This is a genomic window from Algibacter lectus (assembly GCF_004368925.1).
GTDB lineage: Bacteria > Bacteroidota > Bacteroidia > Flavobacteriales > Flavobacteriaceae > Algibacter > Algibacter lectus.
Map to the genome: position 1 here is coordinate 60,192 of NZ_SORL01000001.1, position 22,449 is coordinate 82,640.

Consider the following 22,449-nt stretch of genomic DNA (forward strand, 5'->3'; position numbering starts at 1 on the left):
GTAAACATTGGCAGTAATTAAACAAAATGGAAAAATTAAAGAACTGTATTTTAAGTCAAGTGGTCGTTGAGAAAAACTCAATGGATAATATTCTTGCAGTTTTTGAACCATTACAAATAACTAAAGGAGAGTTCTTTCTCAAATCAGGAAAAATCTGTCGACAAATGGCATTTATTGAATCTGGATATATGAGAATGTATGACATTGTAGATGGTAAAGAAATAACCTTATGGATTGGTAGTGAAGGTAAATTTATAACTTCACTTTCAAGCTTTGTTTTTGAGACTAGTAATAATTGGAATATTCAAGCAATTACAGACTGTAAAGTTTATATCATCAATCGAGAAAATCATTTTAGACTTAATAAAACAGAACCTAAATGGTTGGAATTTGACAACATATTATTAGCAAACTCTTTTGCTCTATTAGAAAAAAGTATGTTCTCTCAATTACATACAACAGCAAAACAACGTTATGATAAATTAATTAGTGAAGAGCCCGAGCTTTTTAAAAATATTCCTCTACAATATATAGCTTCCATGTTAGGAATTACACCAGAGTCATTAAGTAGATTAAGAAAAATGAATTAACTATCATTTGTCAAGAGGAATTAAAGCTTGTTTACAGAAATTTGCTTAAATAAAACTTTAGACAAATGAACAAATTACAAAAAGCTTTAAAAATCAATGCTTTATTCTCAAGCATATCAGGTATAATAATGATTTTATTAAATCAACCAATTGCAAAATTATTTGGAACTAGTAATAGTACTGTTTTTTGGATAGTTGGATTGATACTGGTTTACTTTGCAATTACTATCTGGTATGAAATAAATAAACAGAGAAAACTAGCTGTAATTTGGATTATTATTCAAGACTATACTTGGGTTGTAGGAAGTTTAATTTTGGTGATATTTAATCCTTTTAAAATTACATTAACAGGAAATTTAATAATTGGAATAATAGCTTTAATTGTTTTGTATATGGGAATAAATCAAACGATTGGATTGAAAAAACGATAGCCGAAAGGTTGCAGAGTTAGTAGTTCTAGATCTCCTGCTCATAATCGCTATAAAAACGAAAAACCCAAAACATTAAAGTTTTGGGTTTTTCTAGCTATTAATCAACTTCCACTAACACATAAGTGAAGAATCTTAATAACTAAGACGTAGAAAAGTCATTTATATTTCATGAGCGTCTAAAATTTAACAAATTTTAACGTATTGACTATAAGTAACTAAAGCTCGAGTGTAAACCCGAGCTTTTTATTAAATAACAACCAAATTGTTACGGTTTTTGTAATGTGAAGACGACTAACTCTAAATAATTATATTCGTATTTGGTTGTATATCTGTAATATAACGAATTCTATTTAGTTTTATTTTACAAAATTGTATTTTTTTTCGAATAAAATAATGAGGCTTTAAGTTAGTTAAACATATTTTTATCTTTTCATATGAGTAAACTTAATCAGACTGTAAGAATAGCGCGTGTTTTATTAAACGAAAGGAAGTTTTGATAACAACGTCTAAATACATATAACAAACAAATAGAAATGAGTAAAAAAACATTAGTAATAGGTGCATCATTAAAGTCATCTCGATATTCCAATATGGCTATCAATAAACTGGTGACACATAAACACGAAGTAGTAGCTATTGGTTTAAGGGAAGGAACAGTGGCAGGTGTTAATATCGATACGGAATTAGTACCATATGCATTTATAGATACCGTAACGCTATATTTAAACCCTAGCCGACAAGAGTCATATTTTAATTATATACTTAGCTTAAATCCAAAGCGTGTTATTTTTAATCCAGGTACAGAGAATCCTGAATTTTATAAACTTTTAGAGCAAAATAACATTGACGTTGAGGTTGCTTGTACTTTGGTGCTTTTGTCTATTAAGCAATATTAAGCTTCGCTTTTTTTAGATATAAGGAATAGTCCAATAAAAGTTAATAATCCATTTATTATTAAAAGCTCGTAGCCAATAATATAACCGCCAATATTTTCGGTAGGAATGTTTCCTATAATAAAAGATAGTGCTAGGGCTGTTAGTGCAACAACCCAAACCAGTTTGTCTTTAATAATTCGTTTGGTGAAAATTCCAAAAGCGAATAAACCTAAAAGTGGCCCATAGGTATAGCCAGCAACTTTTAGCAAGTTGTCTATAACGTTGCTGTCTAGTACGTATTTAAAAATCACGATAACTATTACAAGCAAAACGCTCATTAATATATGTATGCGTTTTCTTAAGCTTTTTTGCGTGTTTATTTCTCGTTTTTCAATACCTAAAAAATCTACACAAAACGATGTGGTTAGTGAGGTTAATGCCGAATCGGCACTACTATAAGCAGCAGCAATTAAACCTAGTAAAAAGAAAATAGCTAAGCTTATACTCAATCCGCCATTAAGTGCTATTTCAGGAAAAAGTAAATCTGTTTTTACTTTACCATCTAGCATAGGTGTGGCAATGTTATGTTTTTCAGCATAAATAAATAATAGTGCACCAAGTAAAAGGAAAACAAAATTTACTACAATTAATACTGAAGCAAAAGACAGCATGTTCTTTTGGGCGTCTTTAAGAGTTTTACAACTCAGGTTTTTTTGCATCATATCTTGGTCTAAACCAGTCATGCAAATAGCGATAAACATACCTCCTAAAAACGATTTTATAAAGTGGTTTTTAGCCAAAATAGAATCGGTAAACATAATTTTGTTGTACTTCGTTAATTCTTCCGAAGCTAAAAAATCTGCAAAACTCCAATTCAACTCATCTGTAATGAGGTACACAGCTACTACTAGCGCAGTAAGCATAAAAAGCGTTTGTAAGGTATCTGTCCATATAATGGTTTTTATACCGCCTTTAAAAGTGTAGAGCCAAATAAGTAATATGGAAATACTTACTGTTACAACAAACGGAATTCCGTAAGCATCAAAAACAAATTTTTGTAAAACAATAGCAATTAAGTATAATCGGAAAGCAGCTCCTAAAACACGAGAAATAAAGAAGAAAAAGGCACCTGTTTTATAACTCACGGTTCCAAATCTACTTTCTAAATATTGATAAATGGAAATAACATTGAGTCTATAGTAAATGGGCATTAGTACAAATGCGATTACTAAGTAGCCAACGAGATAGCCAAAAACGACTTGCATGTAACTAAATTGCGAACCAGCAACCCAGCCAGGAACAGAAATAAAAGTAACTCCAGAGAGCGATGCGCCAATCATTCCAAAGGCTACTAAGTACCAAGGAGCCGATTTGTTAGCTTTAAAAAAGGCATCGTTGCTGTCTTCTTTTCCTGTAAAATAAGAGATTAAAATTAATACGCCAAAGTAAGCAGCGATTAGTAAAAGTATTTGTGTAGCCGTCATTTAAAATTAAATTTCAAGTTTCAAAATACGAATATTAAACATCAAAAAACAAGTGCAAAAGATGTTATTTAAAAGTGTGCGTGAAAATTAGCGAAATTCCGTGCTAAATAGTAAATTCGCAGCCATGGAATTTTCTTCGAAATTATTAGAACGTGCTGTAAATGAGATGTCTCAATTGCCAGGTATTGGTAAGCGTACTGCATTGCGTTTAGTTTTGCATATGTTGAGGCAACCTAAGGAACAAACTATTGGTTTGGCCGAAGCATTAAAGACGATGCGTAATGATATAAAATTTTGTAAGTCTTGCAATAATATTAGCGACGTAGCGTTGTGTGAAATATGTTCTAATCCTGGGCGTAATGAAGCTATGATTTGTGTGGTTGAAGATGTGAGAGATGTAATGGCTATTGAAAATACGAGTTCGTATAAAGGTTTATATCATGTATTAGGTGGGAAAATTTCTCCAATGGATGGTATTGGACCTCATGATTTAAATATAGAGTCTTTGGTTAATAAGGTGAAAGAAGGTAAGGCTAAAGAGCTTATTTTTGCATTAAGCTCTACGATGGAAGGTGATACTACAAACTTTTATATTTATAAGCAAATTCAGGATTACGATGTGTTTACATCTACTATTGCAAGAGGTATTTCGGTTGGCGACGAATTAGAGTATGCCGATGAAATTACACTTGGCCGTAGTATTGTAAATAGAATACCATTTGAATCATCCTTAAAACTATAACCCTTAGTACTTGAAGCTCTCAATAGTTATTTTAAATTATAATGTGCGTTACTTTTTAGAGCTAGCTTTAAAAAGTGTAGAAGCAGCAATTTCTGGTATTGATGCCGAAATAATTGTGGTTGACAATGACTCTAGTGATACGAGTTGTCAAATGGTGAAAACCATATTCCCTAAGGTTAAACTTGTTGAGAATAAAGAGAATTTTGGTTTTTCAAAAGGAAATAATATTGGTGTCGCCACGGCTAAAGGCGAATATATTTGTATTCTAAACCCAGATACTGTTGTAGCAGAAGATACTTTTGTAAAACTTCTAAAGTTTGCAGAAGCTAAATCTAAATTAGGTATTGTTGGGTGTAGGTTAATGAATGGAAGTGGTACTTTTTTACCAGAAAGCAAACGAAATATTCCAACGGTAAAAGTTTCATTAAAAAAGATATTAGGTAACTCTCAAGATTATTATGCTAATCATTTATCTCAAGAAGATCAAGGTGAGGTTAATATATTGGTAGGCGCTTTTATGCTGATTAAAAAAAGTGTTTATAAGGCTGTTGGTGGTTTTGATGAAGATTACTTTATGTACGGTGAAGATATAGATTTGTCATACAAAGTATTAACGGCTGGGTATAAGAATTACTATTATGGCGAGACTACAGTGATTCATTTTAAAGGTGAAAGCACTTTAAAAGATCGTAATTATGCACGCCGATTCTTTGGTGCTATGCAAATTTTTTACGAAAAACACTTTAAGCAAAACCTTGTGTTCGATATGGTTGTTTGGGTTGGCATTAAATTAGCTTTTATTTTTAGAAAAAGAAATAGAAAAACATATAAAGCTATTACAGGATATGTGTTTGTTTCAAATACTGTAAATAAAGCCTTGGAGGCTAAGTTACCTGTGAAATTGAGTTCGCCTAACCAATTATCTTCAATTGAACATAATGCTGAGGTGATTTTCGATGCGAATACAATGGCGTATAAAGACATTATTAAATTTATTAAAACCTCTGATAAAGAGTTAACTTATAAAATATTACCAAACGAATCTAATTTTATTTTGGGTAGTAATGATGGATTTAGTCAGGGAGAAGTTATAATTTTATAATAGTATTATGAGATTTATTTAAGGAATTTGCTGATTTTTCATTAATTTTGCAGTCTAAATTTAAAAAACAAGTATTTTATTATTAATATGGCAAAGTTTGAACTAAAGTTACCTAAAATGGGAGAAAGCGTTGCTGAGGCAACAATTACCTCTTGGTTAAAAGAAGTTGGAGATACTATCGAATTAGACGAGGCAGTTCTTGAAATTGCTACCGATAAGGTGGATAGCGAAGTCCCGAGTGAATTTGAAGGTGTTTTAGTAGAAAAGTTTTTCAATGTTGATGATGTTGTTCAAGTAGGAGAGGTTTTAGCTATTATTGAAACTGATGGTGATGTTGAAAGCACTACTAATACCGCAACTGTTGTTACAGAAGTAGACGAAACAGAGGAGCAGGCCGCCGAACAAATAGAACAAACTATAAGTATAGCTAAAGAAACTGTAGCTCCAATAGTTTCTAACGAAACGCGTTTTTATTCGCCGCTAGTTAAAAACATTGCAAAAGCAGAAGGAATCTCTCAGGAAGATTTGGATGCTATTGTGGGTACAGGTAAAGATAACCGAGTTACAAAAGCAGATATACTAAATTATATTGATAATAGAGGCACAATTCCGGTTGTGAATAATGTTAAAACAGAAACTCCTGTTGCAGCAAAGTCAGAGACTGCTAAGTCAAAAGAAGCAGTTAAGCCTGTTATTTCTAGTGGTGAAGACGAGATTATTGAAATGACTAGAATGGGCAAATTAGTTGCGCACCATATGCAAGCGTCAATTCAAACTTCTGCACATGTACAAAGTTTTATAGAAGCCGATGTTACTAATGTTTGGAATTGGAGAAAGAAAGTTAAAGATGGCTTTATGAAACGTGAGGGTGAAAACTTAACGTTTACACCTATTTTTATGGAAGCTATTGCAAAAGCACTTCGTGATTACCCAATGATGAATATTTCATTACAAGGTGATACTATAATAAAGAAGAAAAATATAAATCTTGGTATGGCAGCTGCTTTACCAGATGGAAATCTAATTGTACCTGTTATTAAAAATGCCGATCAGCTTAATTTAGTTGGCATGACAAAACAGGTAAACGATTTAGCAAACAGAGCTCGATTAAACCAGCTTAAACCAGACGATGTGCAGGGCGGAACTTATACTGTTACTAATGTGGGTACTTTTGGTAGTATTATGGGAACACCTATAATCAACCAACCACAAGTTGGTATATTAGCCTTAGGAGCTATTAGAAAAGTGCCTGCAGTTATCGAAACTCCGGAAGGTGATTTTATTGGTATTCGTTATAAAATGTTTTTATCTCACTCTTACGATCATCGTGTTGTTAATGGCGCTTTGGGAGGTATGTTTGTAAAAGCTGTTAGCGATTACTTAGAAGCTTGGGATATAAATAGAGAAATATAAGTGTCTACTTGTTGTAGTTGTTTATAGTATCTATAAGCGCGGTTTTTGTAGTAATATTGGTGTAGATAGACTCCTTTATTTTAAGTATAAAAACCGCGTTTTTAATATTGTAATCTGCTTGGCCAGCTTTCTTTAAGAGTTTTTCTAATTTTTGCTGATCTTCTGTAATGTTTTTGGTTTTAAACGCTATTTGGTAAGCATTAAATAAACTTTTGGCTTCGTTACATAACTCGCAATTTTCAGATTCAAAAATGGTGATGTCTTCGGTTTTTAAAGCCTCGTCTATATTTATTTGGATATCATCAAAATCTTTACGGAAATTTAAGCTTTGGCTAATTTTATTTACAATAAACTGCTCTTTATAGTCACCAGGCTTATCACTAAGTTTTATAAGTGTAATTAAGTGAGTTTCGCTGTTGGCAGAAATAACTTGTAGTACGGGCCTATTGCTGCTTCTTCTGTAATCTTCGGTTTCTATGCGTAAAAAAACGGAATAGCTTACAGAGTCGTTGTTTTTAGCAAAAAACTCTAAACGCTTACCGTTTTGTTTTTTAACAAGTTCTACGTTTTCATTCTTTGTTTGCTGAGCAAAACTGAGGCAAGAAATAAAAAGTAATACAATAAAAGAATATGCTATTTTGTGATTTCTATTCATAGTATGAACAAATTTAAACAAATTTTAAAAGTATATTTGTAAAAATATTTAATTAAAAATGAAGTTAAACCTTACAAAACCCATTTGTTTTTTCGATTTAGAAACTACAGGGATTAATATATCTAAAGACCGCGTAGTCGAAATTTCTATTCTAAAAGTTTACCCTAATGGGAATAAGGAAAGTAGAACTTGGCTAGTGAATCCGGAAATGACCATACCACAAGAGGTTGTTGAAATTCATGGTATTAGTGATGAAAAGGTTGCAAACGAGCCTACTTTTAAAGAGTTGGCTAAGGATATTTATAGTATGATTAAAGATTCTGATTTAGGAGGATTTAATTCTAATAGATTTGATATTCCTTTATTAGCTGAAGAATTGTTACGTGCCGATATCGATTTTGATATGAAAAGCAGTTTGGCTGTAGATGTACAAACTATTTTTCATAAAATGGAACAACGTACTTTAAGCGCTGCTTACAAGTTTTATTGTAATGAAGATTTGGAAGGTGCACATAGTGCCGAAGCAGATACTAATGCGACTTACGAAATTTTAAAAGCACAATTAGATCGATATGACGAGTTAGAAAACAGTACTAAGTTTTTAGCTGAATTTAGCTCTAGAAATAAATTTGCCGATTTTGCAGGTTTTATAAACTATAATAAAGATGGTGTAGAGTGTTTTTCTTTCGGAAAGCATAAAGGAAAATTAGTAACCGATGTTTTAGAGCAGGAGCCAGGTTATTTTGGTTGGTTGTTAAATGCCGATTTTCCGTTGTACACTAAAAAAGTGCTTACCGGAATTAAGTTACGTAGTTTAAATACGAAGCTTTAAAAAAGGAAGGTACTAGAAGTTGGAGTTTAGAAGAGAGACTGAAGTTTATATTGTGAAAAGGTAGAATTGGAAATAATATTTAGGTAATCGAGGGGGTACTTTTGAATACTTTATTAAGAATCTTGCTCACGGAAAACTGTGACTTAAAATTGAATTACTGAATACCGCGTTAGGGATTGCAGAGAAAAGCCCACAGCCCGACAAAGGAGGTGTGAGGACTTGTAACGTAAAGCCCGACCCGCTAGGGTAACGCCCAAATTAAAATTTATTAAGCATGAAACTTATTTGTATAGGCCGTAATTATACTGAACATATTGAAGAGTTGAATAATGAAAAGTCAACAGATCCGGTGGTGTTTTTAAAACCAGACACGGCAATTTTATTAAAAAAACAGCCATTTTTTATTCCTGATTTTTCTGATGATGTACATTATGAGGTTGAGGTTTTGGTTAAAATAAACCGTGTAGGGAAGCATATTGATAGAAAATTTGCACACAAGTATTACCAAGAAATTGGATTGGGTATAGATTTTACAGCACGCGATTTGCAAGCAAAATTAAAAGCGAAAGGCTTGCCTTGGGAGAAAGCAAAAAGTTTTGATGGTGCGGCTGTTATTGGTGATTGGATTCCGGTTGAAGAGGTAGAAAACGTAGATGACATAAATTTTTCTTTAAAAAAGAACGATTTTATTGTGCAAAATGGAAATACGAGCCTTATGTTGTGGAAAATTGATGAATTAATAGAATATGTGTCTAAATATTTTACTTTAAAGATAGGAGATATTATATTTACGGGAACGCCTGCTGGTGTAGGAAAAGTGAATGCAAACGACAAACTAAAAGGATTTATAGAAAATAAAGAATTATTTTCAATAACAGTTAAATAAATGGAACAACACTACAAGTTATTTAGAGTAAGAGAGCTGGCAGACAACGACGAAAGTTTTATTGCGGCGCTTGCCGAAGCATTTTTGGAAGAAGTACCAGAAGATGCAGAACGCTTAAAAAAAGCGGTTGCCGATAAAAATTATCAAGAAGCTTATCAGGCAGCACATAAAATGAAACCAACAATTGATTTATTTGAATTAGGTGTACTAGATACCTTAATTGAAGTGCAAGATTGGGGGAAATTCACTAAAAAAGAACTGGATGTTACCGGGCAGCTTAATACCGTGATTACTGCTGTAGATAGTGCCGTAGCTGAAATTAAGGCAGATTTTAATTTATAGCTTATGTTAGCAGAAATTATTACCATTGGAGATGAGCTACTTATTGGGCAAGTAATAGATACTAATTCTGCTTATATTGGCAAGCAACTTAATAAAATTGGAGTTTCGGTGTACCAAATTACATCTATTCAAGATGATAAGACCCATATTCTTCAGGCCTTTAAAGATGCTGAAAGCCGCGTAGATGTTATAATAATTACCGGTGGTTTAGGGCCAACAAAAGATGATATTACCAAAAAAACAATTGCCGAGTATTTTAATGATACTTTAATTAGAGATGATTCGGTAGAGAAAAACATACAAGACCTTTGGCATAAATACGTGCGCCAAACATTATTACAAGTTAATTTAGATCAGGCGTTAGTGCCATCTAAAGCTACAGTTTTAATGAATACTTTGGGTACAGCGCCTGGTATGTGGATGGAGAGAAATAACAAAGTTTTTGTTTCGTTACCTGGTGTACCTTTTGAAATGGAAGGCTTAATAGACCGCGAAGTGTTACCACGCGTTAGAGATAAATTTGATTGTCCTTATATTTTACATCGTACCCTTTTAATTTTTGGTTTAGGTGAAAGCACTTTAGCTGCCAGAATTGAAGATTGGGAAGATGCACTACCTCCTGAAATTAAATTAGCATACTTACCAAGTTTAGGGAATATGCGCTTACGATTATCATCTAAAGGTTTTGATAAGAGTAAAGTAATAAGTGAGGTGCAGAAACAAATTGATACCCTTATTCCTTTAATTAAAGAAGAATTTGTAGGTTTTGAGGAGGATGATGCTTCGATTGAAGCTATAATTGGAAAACAACTTACCAAAATAGGTAAAACTGTAGCTACAGCAGAAAGTTGTACAGGAGGTAAGATTGCCGAACGTTTTACGGCAAATTCTGGTGCTTCGGCATATTTTAAAGGAAGTGTAGTGAGCTATGCAACCGAATCTAAAATTAACATTTTAGGCGTTTCTAAAGAGGCTATAGACACCGATTCTGTGGTGAGCGCAAAAGTAGCAGAATCTATGGCGAAACAAGTTTTAGAATTGTTTGACACGGATTTTGCAATTGCTACAACGGGTAATGCAGGACCAACAAAAGGAGATTCTGATGTTGAGGTTGGAACAGTTTTTATTGCAATCGCGACAAAAACCGGAGTTTATTCAGAAAAATTTATGTTAGGTGATTTGAGATTAAAAGTAATAAATAAAGGGGCTAACAAGGCTTTTGAAATGTTATTGAAAGAAATTTTTAAAAATTGATAAAAAATTGATTGTCATACCGTAAAGATTTTATATATTTGCACCTCGATTTTAAGCAACAAAATTAAAGTTATATAGAATGTCAAGAGTTTGTGAACTTACAGGAAAGAAGGCGATGGTTGGAAACAACGTGTCTCATGCATTAAACAGAACTAAACGCAAATTCAATGCGAATTTAGTAAAGAAACGTTTTTACCTTCCAGAAGAAGACAGCTGGATAACTTTAAAGGTTTCAACATCTGCTTTAAAAACAATTAATAAAATAGGTATTTCTGCAGCAATTAAAGATGCAAAATCTAAAGGATTTTTAACGAAGTAATTCGCTGTATTAAAAATATAAAGAAATGGCAAAAAGAGGCAATAGAATACAGGTAATTTTAGAATGTACAGAGCATAAAGAATCTGGTCAAGCGGGAACTTCTCGTTACATTACTACTAAGAATAAAAAGAACACGCCAGATAGAATGGAGATTAAGAAATTTAATCCAATTCTTAAGCGTATGACAGTTCATAAAGAAATTAAATAATTAGGAATTTTATTTATAAAATTTCAAATACCTTAAAAATATATAGGTCATGGCAAAGAAATCCGTAGCATCATTACAAACAGGATCTAAAAGATTAACAAAAGCAATAAAAATGGTAAAGTCTCCTAAAACTGGAGCTTACATGTTTGTTGAATCTATTATGAATCCAGAACAAGTAAGTGACTTTTTAGCTAAAAAGTAATTTACAGTGTTATACAATATTAAAAGCTGCTTTCGTTTTCGAAAGCAGCTTTTTTATTTTTATATTTGAATATGTTAATTTAACTGACACATTAGCAGTAAAAAAATGTGGTAAGGATTTTGACAAGAGTAATTAGGAACGTTCTACAAAAAAGACATTTATGTAAAAGTAACTTTGTTTAATTTATGATAACGAACCTAACAATTAAAGTAGAAATATAAAGAGCATAACCACTCTATAACTAACAACTAACAAGAAAATGAGCTTTTTTAAAAAAATATTTTCGTCGGATAAAAAGGAAACCCTTGATAAAGGATTAGAAAAAACTAAATCTAGTTTTTTTGGAAAACTAAGTAAAGCGGTAGCCGGAAAATCTAAAGTAGACGACGAGGTTTTAGATAACCTTGAAGAAGTTCTTGTGTCTAGTGATGTTGGTGTAAATACCACGCTTAAAGTTATAGAGCGTATTGAAGAACGCGTTGCAAAGGACAAATACCTTGGTACTGATGAGCTTAATAAAATACTTCGAGAAGAAATTGCTGCCTTATTAAGCGAAACAAATTCTGGAGAAGATACAGATTATACCATACCTACTTTACCAAAACAAGAGAATGGTAAAAAAACACCTTATGTGCTAATGGTCGTTGGTGTTAATGGTGTTGGTAAAACAACCACTATTGGTAAGTTGGCTTATCAATTTAAAAAACAAGGTCTAAATGTGGTTTTAGGTGCAGCAGATACTTTCCGTGCGGCAGCTATAGATCAATTACAAGTTTGGGCAGATCGTGTAGATGTACCAATGATTCGTCAGGAAATGGGTAGTGATCCTGCTTCTGTAGCGTTCGACGCATTAAAGTCTGGTGTTAATCAAGATGCTGATGTTATTATTATTGATACAGCGGGACGTCTACACAACAAGATAAACTTAATGAACGAGCTTACCAAAGTAAAGCGTGTTATGCAAAAAGTTGTTGCAGATGCGCCTCACGATGTTCTTTTGGTTTTAGATGGCTCTACAGGGCAAAATGCTTTTGAGCAAGCTAAGCAGTTTACTGCGGCTACAGAGGTTACATCTTTAGCAGTTACCAAACTAGATGGTACGGCAAAAGGAGGAGTTGTTATTGGTATTTCCGATCAATTTAAAATTCCTGTAAAATATATTGGTGTTGGTGAAGGTATCGAAGATTTACAAGTGTTCAATAAATATGAATTTGTAGATTCATTTTTCAAATAGAAATTATCTTTTTAGTGTAAAGTGTCCGGTGTAATTCTTGCCATCGGTACGTGTTACTACAAACCAATAATCTGAAGTAGGCATGTTTCTTCCATTATAACTGCCATTCCATGATGTGTTTTTATCTAAGGTTTTAAGTAGTTTTCCAAATCTATCGTATATTTTTATATCTAAAGTTTCTTCCGTTTCGGAATACTTAATATACCATGTGTCATGAAATCCATCTCCATTAGGCGTAAAGTATTTAGGTGCATTTAATATGTAAACATTTTCTGTAATAGTACCACAACCATTTTTGTCTCTTACGTAAATAGTGTATTCTCCTATTGGTAATCTTGTAAATACATTATTATCTTGGTAGTTGGTGTCATCTAGAGAGAATTCATAATCTCCAAGACTTAAGTCAGATAAATGAACGGTTATTGAATTGTTAGTGTCGGTCCAATCTTCAATTTCAATATTTTGAATAATGGCTTCGTTAGATAATATGACTTCGAAATCTTTAGTTGTAGAGCAGGTGTAGGTGGCATAATCTTTAGTTACTGTTATGGTGTAACTGCCAATATTTGAAGTTAGAATATTTATAGTTTGTGTTGTTTCTCCGGTAGACCATAGGTAACTATCAAAACCATTTCCTGCATCTACCGTTATTTCATTATCGTCTTCACACATGCCTATGAAGTCCGGAATATCAATTATTGGTGTCGCTTGTAGCGAAACAGCTATTTCTGCTATTTGATAACAATGATCGGCCGAATCAATTCGAGCGTAAATTGTAGGGGTCTCTATAGACCAATTATAACTAGTCGGTTCAGTCATATGTTGGTCTTCATAATAGTTTTCTGCTCCCGATAGAGATGTGAAGAAATTGAAATTACAATCACTACAGTTGGTTAATAGAGATTCGTAAATTGTAAAATCAATAACTTCTTCATCATCATTTAAATTATCACAGATTACAATTGAGATGTTATTTATGTAGAGTGTGGGCGATACTATGTTTGCCAAAACAGCCAATCTATCACCACTTTCACAGCCATTAATAGTTTTTTTTGCTGCGTAATAAGTAACTCCGTTGGTTAAACTTGTTTCATCTGGTAAAATATTTCCTCCTATTTGGGCATCGTACCAAATGGCAGTTGCGCTAACTTCAATATTCGCTATAGTTGGGTTTTGTGTGGTGCAAAATAACTGTTCGGCTTCACCAGTTAGGGCTTGTGGGGTTGCAATAATTTCTACTTCAAAATCATCTGAAGTAATTCTACAAAAGGCAGAGTTTATATTACTGCCGTTGGCAATAGTTAATCTATATAGAAATGATCCAGAGGATCTTGTGTCCGAAAATTGATAGTTTGGGGTGGTCTCCCCAACAATATCCGTCCAGGTATTACCAGTATCATTAGAAAACTGCCATTGATATTGTGGGGCGGTATATCCGGATGAAACATCAGCTTGAAAAGTATAATTTACACTTTCGTTTTGGCAAATAGATAAAGCTGTTGCAGCGCCGTTATCAATAGAATTGATTATAGTTGGACCACAAGGTCTAAAACTAATATCATCTAATGCAATATCGTTACCCGGATGAGCGCTAGGGGCAGAATTTAAAATACTAATAACAACTTCCGCGTCTGCACCAGATGTAAAAAATAAACCATATTGTAACCATGTTGGTAACGATGTTTGGTTGATGTTCCCTGTACTATAAGACCCTAAAATGGTGCCGGAAGTATCACTAATTCTAAACGTTACATTTGGACTATATTGATCCGTAAGTCCTGCGTTGGGGTTTAGTAAATTTATTAACCATGCAGAAAATTCATAAGTAGTATTCGGGCAAAGCCCTGAAATTGTTTTAGTATAAAACACACCTTCACTAGCTATTACGGCGCTATTAATTACCATCATATAACCGTTTGAATTACCGGTATGATCGGTAGTTACGTGCCAGGCATTCCCTTTTAGGCCACTTGAAGAGTTTACTATGCTGTATTCACCTTCGTCTAACTCACCACTAGCTCTATAAGTGAAAGCTGTAATGGCCGAACCTAATGCGCTTCCTCTATTTGAGCCCGATCCGAAGTCGATTTCTACAATAGGGTCGCCTAAGCTACCTTCACATAATTGCGCGTGAGATTGGATGTAAATACAGAATATTGTAAGTAGAGAGAATAAATGTTTCTTTTGCAAAGTCTTTTCTTTAAACGAGTTTTTCAGCAGGAAGTAGTAATAACAAAGTTTTACTAATACTTTACTTTTTAATACGCTGATTTAGTAATAACGTTTAGATGTGTTTTAGAAGAAAAACTTGCGTTTAAAGTTTCAATAGAGGCTCATTGATGTTGCTAGTAAGTATTTGTCAATTGTATTAATCAGACTGTTTAGATAAATGACAGTGTTCGTTTTATTTTTAATATGAAGAAGATAGGTAAAGCTTACTCAATTAAAGCATTGATTTTAGCCCATAACTCGCTATCAAAACTAGATAAGGCGAAATTTTCGCTATCGGCAGCGTTACCCATTCTTATAATTACTAGTTTTTTACTTGGTACAATATAAATTTTCTGATCGTTTTTACCTAAAGCGGCATACATATCATCAGGGGCATTCGGAATTAGTGTTCCATTAAACTCTAATTGACTTTGCGGTAAACGGTAGCTCGATTTTCCGTTAAGCCACCATAAATAGCCGTAAGCCTCATTAATGTTTTGCGAGGTATTAGTCGCTTCATTTAAAAAAGCTTCAGATATAATTTGTGTTTCATCCCATGTTCCGTTGGCATACATTAAAAGTCCAAAGCGTGCCATACTTCGTGTGTTGCTCCAATAAACACTTAAATTATTGAGAGAAATCCATTGACCACTCATACCTATTTTATCCTTAAGATTTTCACTGAAATAAGTGTCCCAATTTTGGCCAGTTGCTGCGGCGACTACATCTTGTGTTTTTACATAAACATTGTGGTAGGCCCAACGCGAGTTTGCATCCGCTATATATTGTAGGTTTTCTGGAGTTACTTCGTCTCCTAAACTATCGTCCAAACCAGAACTCATAGATAGTAAGTTTTTAGTTGAAATTAGGTTCTCTTTTTCTATTGTAGCACTAGTCCATCCGGTTCCTAAATAGTCGGATACTTTAGCGTTTATATCTAAAAAACTTTGGTCTTGTGCTATTCCTGCGGTTGCTGTGGTCAATGTTTTTCCTGCACTTGCCCAATACCAAGATTTTATACTGTTATGGTCGTTCATGTAGTGCTCAACTACAAGCTTGCCATCATGTAAAATGATAAAGCTTTTACTATTTTTTTCTTCTAAGTAATCGAGTAATGGTTGTAGTTCGTTAGCGTTCCAGTTTAAATCGCTTATGGATTTTGTTTCCCAAACATCAGAGTTTATGGAGGGGAAATAAGTCGATTCGGTATTGTGTTCTTCTTCTGTAATTGGTTTGTTTTCAGAAGAACAACTTAAAAGGAATAGCGCAAAAAACAGGTGTATATAGTATAAAGACTTCATTGTAGTAAATTTAATAATTTAGACTGTAAAACGGACTATTGGTTTAATCTAAATTTCTAATGGTGTTATTCTTCAATCATTCCTAGTAAATCAATCCGCATTGCGTATCTTTGCACACTTAATTTTTGGTATGAGAACAAAGACACTTAAAAAGAACAAAATCAACGTAGTAACACTAGGCTGTAGTAAAAATGTTTACGATAGCGAAGTGCTTATGGGGCAACTTAAGGCCAGCGGAAAAGATGTTGTACATGAAGAAGAAGGTAATATTGTGGTTATAAACACTTGCGGTTTTATCAATAATGCGAAGGAAGAAAGTGTAAATACTATTCTTGAATACGTACAGAAAAAAAACGATGGCGATGTAGATAAAGTCTTTGTTACCGGTTGTTTAAGTGAACGTTATAAGCCGGATTTAATAAAAGAAATCCCTAATGTGGATGAGTATTTTGGAACCACTGAGTTGCCAGGATTACTAAAAGCTTTGGGTGCCGATTATAGGCACGAGTTAATTGGTGAGCGTTTAACAACAACACCTAAAAACTATGCTTATTTAAAAATTGCAGAAGGTTGTGATAGGCCATGTTCTTTTTGTGCCATTCCTTTAATGCGCGGGAAACATAAAAGTACACCGATTGAAGATTTAGTTACCGAATCGGAAAAGTTAGCAACCAAAGGTGTTAAAGAATTGATTTTAATTGCTCAAGATTTAACGTATTATGGTCTTGATATTTATAAAAAACGAAACTTAGCAGAGCTTTTAGAGGCTTTAGTGAAAGTAGAAGGTATCGAATGGATTCGTTTACATTACGCATTTCCAACAGGTTTCCCGTTAGATGTACTTGATGTTATGAAACGCGAACCTAAAGTTTGTAATTATTTAGATATTCCATTGCAGCATATTTCAGATGCTGTTTTAAAAAGTATGCGCCGTGGTACTAATAAAGCCAAAACAACAAAATTAATTAGTCAGTTTAGAGAAGCTGTGCCAGAGATGACTATTAGAACAACTTTAATTGTTGGATATCCTGGAGAGACAGAAGAGAATTTCCAAGAATTGAAACAATGGGTTAGCGATATGCGTTTTGAGCGTTTAGGTTGTTTTACTTATTCTCATGAAGAAAACACACATGCTTACACTCTAGAGGACGATGTGCCAGAAGAGGTTAAAGTTGATAGAGCAAACCAAATCATGGAAATTCAATCTCAAATTTCTTGGGAACTGAATCAGCATAAAATAGGAGAGACGTTTAAAGTGGTTATCGATAGAAAAGAAGGTAATTATTTTGTTGGTCGTACTGAGTTTGATTCTCCAGATGTAGATAACGAAGTATTAATCGATGCCTCTAAATGTTATTTAAAAACAGGCGAATTTGCAACTGTAAAAGTAACAGAAGCAGAAGATTTTGATTTATATGCAGAAGTAGTTCTTTAGTTTCTAAGTATTGGTATGATGAAGGATATCAATTTTTTGAAATTTCTAAGAGATTTATGTGCTGAAAGTATGTCTGTTTTGGATGCTAATATTCCGAAATCTAAATATATACCAATAAGTTTATCTGAATCTAACGACGTCCTAAATGTCATAGATGTATCATCATCTGATGTGTTAGCTGATTTTGTAAACACCCATATTAAAAATCATAATGCTGAAGTAGCTTATGGTGGTTATTTAGAGGTAAGAAACATTTATAAGCGTAGTACGCATTTTAGCAGTCAAGCTGAAGAGGAACGAAATATCCACTTAGGCGTCGATTTGTGGTGTTCTGCTGGAACGTCTATTTTCGCACCGTTTGATTCCGTGGTGCATAGCTTTAATAATAATGAGAACTTTGGTGATTATGGACCAACGATTATTTTAAAGCATCATATTTCGGGTGTAGATTTCTACACGCTCTATGGTCATTTAAGTTTAGCTTCCATAGACAATCTTGAAGTTGGACAGCGTTTCAAGCAAGCTGATAAAATAGCCGAATTGGGTGATGCTTCTATAAATGGTGATTATCCACCGCACTTACATTTTCAAATTATTAAAGATATTCAAGGTTTTAAAGGTGATTACCCGGGAGTTTGTTCTAAAACGGATTTGACGTTTTATGAGCGTAATTGTCCGGATCCAAAGTTGATACTAAACCTATAACCTTCCAAAACATAACTTATTGATCCACAAAATTCTCACGTAAAAGTGTTGCAACTTCAGGTAGATGTTTAATTAATTCTTCAATCACTTCAGGGTCGGTTAAGTCGGTTCTAAAACCTGGTAGCATACTTAATTCGGCATCATCAAAGTCAACACAGCCCATGGCCCAATTTGTAAAAAGGCGATCTTGTACTGTACTATCGTGAATAATTTTTAAATCTTTATGGCGAGTATCTTTGCGTAAACGAACCAAAAGGTCGTCTATAACCTCAGGTTCACCTTCTATTATCTGCAGGAAATAACCGTGTTTATGCATTAAAACACCGCTAATATTATCAATGGCATTAAAACCTCGAGAGTCATGCAGTAGGTCTAGTAACTGGCGTTTTGTAAATTGTTTAACAGCTTGACTAGAGTAGATTAGGCGGCGTAGTGTCATATTTAAATATATATGAAGTTATTAATCTCTAAAGTGCATATGGAATTTCGTTGAGGGCACGTAAACCACAGGTATACAAACGTATGCTTTTTTTCTTACAATGTCAAGGTTCAAATTCATTTTTATATGAGAGGTTTTAAACGGCTAATTTTTTAGTTTTCTTTTAGTTGTATGATTAAATTATATGTTTAAAACAAAAAAAATCCCAACAGTTTTCTGTTGGGATTTTTAATATTATAAGATTCCTTTTTTAAAAGGGTTGAGATTATTCTTCAACAATAACCCATTCACCTTTGGCTAATAAAGGTTCAGCTTGTTTAAATTTTACTGTTTTATTTTCACCGTTCATTACGTTTTTAATAGTAACACGATCGTTTCTACCAATTTTTGGTTGATCACGCACTATCGTTTCTGTAACTTGTTGCTGTTGCGATTGTGTATTTCCGGCAGCTCTGCTTTGTGCAGAACGTTCATCTAAATTAGGAATTTCCTCTTTTTGAGTATTTAAGTTTTCCTGTTTTCTATCGCGAGCTTCTTGAATAGTGTTTTGTGTTTCCTGAGGTAATTCACCTTTAAATAAGAAGGAAATTACATCTTTATTCACTTCATCAATCATAGCTTTAAATAATTCGAAAGCTTCAAATTTGTAAATAAGTAACGGATCTTTTTGCTCGTGTACCGCTAATTGTACCGATTGCTTAAGCTCATCCATTTTGCGTAAATGTGTTTTCCAAGCATCATCAATAATGGCTAAAGTAATGTTCTTTTCAAAATCGGTAATTAATTGTTTACCTTGAGTTTCGTATGCTTTTTCTAGATCGGTAACAACATTTAATGTTTTAATACCATCTGTAAAAGGCACAACAATACGTTTAAATTTATCGCCTTGTGTTTCAAATACATTCTTAATAACAGGGAATGCACTTTCAGCGTTGCGTGTCATTTTTTGTTTGTAATTCTCGAAAGCAGCTTTGTAAATTCTAGCAGTAATATCTTGAGCAGCAAGTTTTCCAAATTCAGCTTCGGTTACTGGAGAGCTCATTGAGAAATAACGAATTAATTCAAATTCAAAATTCTTATAGTCGTTAGCAGCTTTGTTCGTTTCAACAATACCTTCCGATGTATCGAAAATCATATTTGCTAAATCTACACGTAGACGTTCTCCAAATAATGCATGGTGACGACGCTTGTAAACCACCTCACGTTGCGCGTTCATAACATCATCATATTCTAATAAACGCTTACGAACTCCAAATTGATTTTCTTCAACTTTTTTCTGTGCACGCTCAATAGACTTAGAAATCATAGAATGCTGAATGACTTCACCTTCCTGTAATCCCATTTTATCCATCATTTTGGCAATACGTTCACTACCAAACAATCTCATTAAATTATCTTCTAGAGATACGTAAAATTGAGAACTTCCTGGATCTCCTTGACGACCAGCACGACCACGTAACTGTCTATCCACACGACGTGAATCGTGACGTTCTGTACCAACAATAGCTAAACCTCCAGCAGCTTTAACCTCGGCAGATAATTTAATATCGGTACCACGACCAGCCATATTGGTTGCAATAGTTACTTGTCCAGATTTACCAGCCTGATCTACAATATCTGCCTCTTTTTTATGTTGTTTCGCGTTTAATACATTGTGTGGTATTTTACGAATACTAAGCATTTTACCAAGCAATTCACTAATTTCTACCGATGTTGTACCAATTAAAACTGGGCGTCCAGCTTCTGCTAATTTGGTAACATCATCAATAACCGCATTGTATTTTTCACGCTTAGTTTTATAAACTAAATCTTCTTTATCATCACGAGCAATAGGGCGGTTGGTTGGTATTTCTACAACATCCAATTCGTAAATTTCCCAGAACTCACCAGCTTCTGTAACTGCTGTACCCGTCATACCACTTAGTTTGCGGTACATTCTAAAGTAATTTTGTAGTGTTACCGTTGCAAAAGTTTGGGTAGCATCTTCAATTTTTACATTTTCTTTAGCTTCAATGGCTTGGTGTAGTCCATCAGAGTAACGACGGCCATCCATAATACGACCGGTTTGCTCATCTACAATCATTACTTTATTTTCCATCACCACATATTGGGTGTCTTTTTCAAATAAAGCGTAAGCTTTTAAAAGTTGATTAAGAGTGTGTATACGTTCAGATTTTACACCAAAATCTTTATACAATTCTTCTTTTTGTTCAGCCTCGTCTTCTTTAGATAGGCCTTGACTTTCAATTTTAGCAATTTCAAGTCCAATTTCTGGTAAGATGAAGAAATCTGGATTATCCTTTCCAGAAATATACTCAACACCTTTATCTGTTAATTCAACTTGGTTATTTTTTTCTTCAATTACATAGTACAATTCCTCATCAACCTTTGGCATTTCACGGTTGTTATCCGCCATGAAATAGTTTTCGGTTTTTTGTAATAATTGTTTAACACCTTCTTCAGATAAAAACTTAATAAGGGCTTTGTTTTTTGGAATACCACGATAAACACGTAGTAATTTTAAGCCACCTTCTTTAGTATCACCATCTTTAATAAGTTTTTTAGCTTCTGCTAAAACACCTGTTAAATACTTACGTTGTACTGTTACAATATCGTCAACTTTTGGCTTAAGCTCTGTAAATTCGTGACGCTCACCTTGTGGTATTGGACCAGAAATAATTAATGGCGTACGCGCATCATCAACTAAAACTGAATCCACCTCATCTACAATGGCATAATGATGTGGGCGCTGTACTAAGTCGTCTGGCGAATGTGCCATGTTATCACGTAAGTAATCGAAACCAAATTCGTTATTAGTCCCATAAGTAATATCTGCATTGTAAGCCGCTTTACGTTCTGGCGAGTTTGGTTTAAAATAATCTATACAAGCAACGCTTAAACCATGGAACTCAAAAATAGGAGCCATCCACGCGCTATCACGTTTTGCTAAGTAATCGTTAACGGTTACTAAATGCACACCTTTACCAGCAAGTGCGTTTAAGTAAACAGGTAAGGTTGCAACTAACGTTTTACCTTCACCCGTTTGCATTTCTGCGATTTTACCTTGGTGCATAGCAATACCACCAATAAGTTGCACATCATAATGCACCATATCCCAAGTAATAGCTTTTCCTGCAGCATCCCAAGAGTTTGCCCAAGTAGCTTGGTCGCCTTCTAGACTAACATAAGCTTTATTGGCAGAAATAGATCTATCAAACTCGTTAGCGGTAACGGTAATTTGTGTGTTTTTCGTAAAACGTTTTGCTGTTTCTTTTACCACAGCAAAAGCTTCTGGTAAAATAGTATTTAAAACATCTTCGGTAATTTTATAAGCTTCGTCTTTCAATTTATCAATTTCTTGATAAATATCTTCACGACGGTCAATATCTTCAGTAGATTCTGCTTCGTTAACTAAGCTCGCAATATTGTCGTTGGTAGCTTGAGTGGCTTCGGCAATTTTAGCTTTAAATTCTGCTGTTTTTGCTCTTAATTGATCGTGCGATAATGCTTCTAAAGCCGCCTCGTATGTAGTAATTTGTTTAACTATAGGTGTAATGGCTTTTACATCTTGTTTCGATTTATCGCCAACAAATACCTTTAGTATAGAATCTAAAAATGTCATGTTATTAATTTTATATAAATATGTTTTCTAGGACAATCCTAGGTGTTTTTTAGTTAAAATATAGTATTAAAATAAGCCATTTTATAGGCTCTTAAAGGCATAGGGTAAGCCATGCTTATATTAATACCAAAGATACCTTTTAGAACAAAAAAAAAGTCTCAATTCGA

22 protein-coding genes are annotated in these 22,449 nt (G+C 33.7%); 16 read left to right on the forward strand and 6 right to left on the reverse strand.

Annotation, left to right across the window (positions count from 1 at the left end):
- Window positions 1-26 precede the first annotated feature (26 nt).
- The 3 genes from DFQ06_RS00320 (at window position 27) to DFQ06_RS00330 (ending at window position 1,917) form a co-directional block, all read left to right on the forward strand.
- Window positions 27-590: a Crp/Fnr family transcriptional regulator gene (locus tag DFQ06_RS00320; protein ID WP_133965379.1), complete on the forward strand. Its 564-nt coding sequence runs from the start codon at window positions 27-29 to the stop codon at window positions 588-590.
- A gap of 65 nt (window positions 591-655) precedes the next feature.
- On the forward strand, window positions 656-1,021 hold the full coding sequence (locus DFQ06_RS00325; RefSeq protein WP_074940146.1) for a hypothetical protein: 366 nt from the start codon (window positions 656-658) through the stop codon (window positions 1,019-1,021).
- A 533-nt stretch (window positions 1,022-1,554) separates the two neighbouring features.
- On the forward strand, window positions 1,555-1,917 hold the full coding sequence (locus DFQ06_RS00330) for a CoA-binding protein (protein ID WP_042500000.1): 363 nt from the start codon (window positions 1,555-1,557) through the stop codon (window positions 1,915-1,917).
- On the opposite strand, the gene DFQ06_RS00335 is transcribed toward DFQ06_RS00330, so the two are convergent.
- Entirely contained in the window at window positions 1,914-3,380 is a 1,467-nt protein-coding gene (locus DFQ06_RS00335; RefSeq protein ID WP_133965381.1) for a sodium:solute symporter, read from the reverse strand. The two genes, DFQ06_RS00330 and DFQ06_RS00335, sit on opposite strands and share 4 nt — an antisense overlap.
- A gap of 124 nt (window positions 3,381-3,504) precedes the next feature.
- Between DFQ06_RS00335 and recR the strand changes: the two genes are divergently transcribed.
- From recR to DFQ06_RS00350, 3 genes are all read left to right on the forward strand, one after another.
- On the forward strand, window positions 3,505-4,122 hold the full coding sequence (gene recR / locus DFQ06_RS00340; protein WP_042500083.1) for a recombination mediator RecR: 618 nt from the start codon (window positions 3,505-3,507) through the stop codon (window positions 4,120-4,122).
- Window positions 4,123-4,132: 10 nt separating this feature from the next.
- Entirely contained in the window at window positions 4,133-5,224 is a 1,092-nt protein-coding gene (locus DFQ06_RS00345) for a glycosyltransferase family 2 protein (RefSeq protein WP_133965382.1), read from the forward strand.
- Between the two features lie 87 nt (window positions 5,225-5,311).
- Window positions 5,312-6,637: a dihydrolipoamide acetyltransferase family protein gene (locus tag DFQ06_RS00350; protein ID WP_133965384.1), complete on the forward strand. Its 1,326-nt coding sequence runs from the start codon at window positions 5,312-5,314 to the stop codon at window positions 6,635-6,637.
- Window positions 6,638-6,641: 4 nt separating this feature from the next.
- On the opposite strand, the gene DFQ06_RS00355 is transcribed toward DFQ06_RS00350, so the two are convergent.
- The gene (locus tag DFQ06_RS00355; RefSeq protein WP_133965385.1) at window positions 6,642-7,292 is read right to left on the reverse strand and encodes a glutaredoxin domain-containing protein; all 651 of its coding nucleotides are present in this window, start codon (window positions 7,290-7,292) and stop codon (window positions 6,642-6,644) included.
- Between the two features lie 58 nt (window positions 7,293-7,350).
- On the opposite strand from DFQ06_RS00355, the gene DFQ06_RS00360 reads away from it, so the two are divergent.
- From DFQ06_RS00360 to ftsY, 8 genes are all read left to right on the forward strand, one after another.
- The gene (locus DFQ06_RS00360; protein ID WP_133965387.1) at window positions 7,351-8,124 is read left to right on the forward strand and encodes a 3'-5' exonuclease; all 774 of its coding nucleotides are present in this window, start codon (window positions 7,351-7,353) and stop codon (window positions 8,122-8,124) included.
- Between the two features lie 274 nt (window positions 8,125-8,398).
- Complete coding sequence (locus tag DFQ06_RS00365) at window positions 8,399-9,010, forward strand: fumarylacetoacetate hydrolase family protein (protein WP_133965389.1); 612 nt, start codon at window positions 8,399-8,401, stop codon at window positions 9,008-9,010.
- Window positions 9,011-9,352, forward strand: coding sequence for an Hpt domain-containing protein (locus DFQ06_RS00370; protein ID WP_042506336.1), 342 nt, complete (start codon window positions 9,011-9,013; stop codon window positions 9,350-9,352). It begins immediately after the preceding gene.
- Window positions 9,353-9,355: 3 nt separating this feature from the next.
- Window positions 9,356-10,606 carry a CinA family nicotinamide mononucleotide deamidase-related protein gene (locus DFQ06_RS00375; protein ID WP_074940162.1) on the forward strand — a complete coding sequence of 417 codons (1,251 nt, stop codon included), beginning with the start codon at window positions 9,356-9,358 and terminating at the stop codon, window positions 10,604-10,606.
- 79 nt (window positions 10,607-10,685) lie between these two features.
- Window positions 10,686-10,925 carry a 50S ribosomal protein L28 gene (gene rpmB, locus DFQ06_RS00380; RefSeq protein ID WP_042500017.1) on the forward strand — a complete coding sequence of 80 codons (240 nt, stop codon included), beginning with the start codon at window positions 10,686-10,688 and terminating at the stop codon, window positions 10,923-10,925.
- A gap of 25 nt (window positions 10,926-10,950) precedes the next feature.
- A complete protein-coding gene (rpmG, locus tag DFQ06_RS00385; protein WP_042500020.1) occupies window positions 10,951-11,133 on the forward strand; it encodes a 50S ribosomal protein L33 in 183 nt (60 codons plus the stop codon).
- Window positions 11,134-11,182: 49 nt separating this feature from the next.
- Window positions 11,183-11,335 carry a DUF4295 domain-containing protein gene (locus DFQ06_RS00390; protein ID WP_074940165.1) on the forward strand — a complete coding sequence of 51 codons (153 nt, stop codon included), beginning with the start codon at window positions 11,183-11,185 and terminating at the stop codon, window positions 11,333-11,335.
- A gap of 259 nt (window positions 11,336-11,594) precedes the next feature.
- Window positions 11,595-12,569, forward strand: coding sequence for a signal recognition particle-docking protein FtsY (gene ftsY / locus DFQ06_RS00395; protein WP_042500022.1), 975 nt, complete (start codon window positions 11,595-11,597; stop codon window positions 12,567-12,569).
- Between the two features lie 3 nt (window positions 12,570-12,572).
- Here ftsY and DFQ06_RS00400 read toward each other — a convergent pair whose 3' ends face one another.
- Complete coding sequence (locus tag DFQ06_RS00400; protein WP_133965391.1) at window positions 12,573-14,759, reverse strand: T9SS type B sorting domain-containing protein; 2,187 nt, start codon at window positions 14,757-14,759, stop codon at window positions 12,573-12,575.
- Between the two features lie 245 nt (window positions 14,760-15,004).
- A complete protein-coding gene (locus DFQ06_RS00405) occupies window positions 15,005-16,081 on the reverse strand; it encodes a serine hydrolase domain-containing protein (protein ID WP_133965393.1) in 1,077 nt (358 codons plus the stop codon).
- A gap of 130 nt (window positions 16,082-16,211) precedes the next feature.
- Between DFQ06_RS00405 and rimO the strand changes: the two genes are divergently transcribed.
- Both rimO and DFQ06_RS00415 read left to right on the forward strand, forming a co-directional pair.
- Window positions 16,212-17,516, forward strand: coding sequence for a 30S ribosomal protein S12 methylthiotransferase RimO (gene rimO / locus DFQ06_RS00410; RefSeq protein ID WP_133965395.1), 1,305 nt, complete (start codon window positions 16,212-16,214; stop codon window positions 17,514-17,516).
- Between the two features lie 36 nt (window positions 17,517-17,552).
- Window positions 17,553-18,221 carry a peptidoglycan DD-metalloendopeptidase family protein gene (locus DFQ06_RS00415; RefSeq protein WP_317129981.1) on the forward strand — a complete coding sequence of 223 codons (669 nt, stop codon included), beginning with the start codon at window positions 17,553-17,555 and terminating at the stop codon, window positions 18,219-18,221.
- Between the two features lie 16 nt (window positions 18,222-18,237).
- Here DFQ06_RS00415 and DFQ06_RS00420 read toward each other — a convergent pair whose 3' ends face one another.
- Both DFQ06_RS00420 and secA read right to left on the reverse strand, forming a co-directional pair.
- Entirely contained in the window at window positions 18,238-18,660 is a 423-nt protein-coding gene (locus tag DFQ06_RS00420; RefSeq protein ID WP_133965397.1) for a BLUF domain-containing protein, read from the reverse strand.
- Between the two features lie 265 nt (window positions 18,661-18,925).
- Entirely contained in the window at window positions 18,926-22,282 is a 3,357-nt protein-coding gene (gene secA / locus DFQ06_RS00425) for a preprotein translocase subunit SecA (protein ID WP_133965399.1), read from the reverse strand.
- Window positions 22,283-22,449 lie beyond the last annotated feature (167 nt).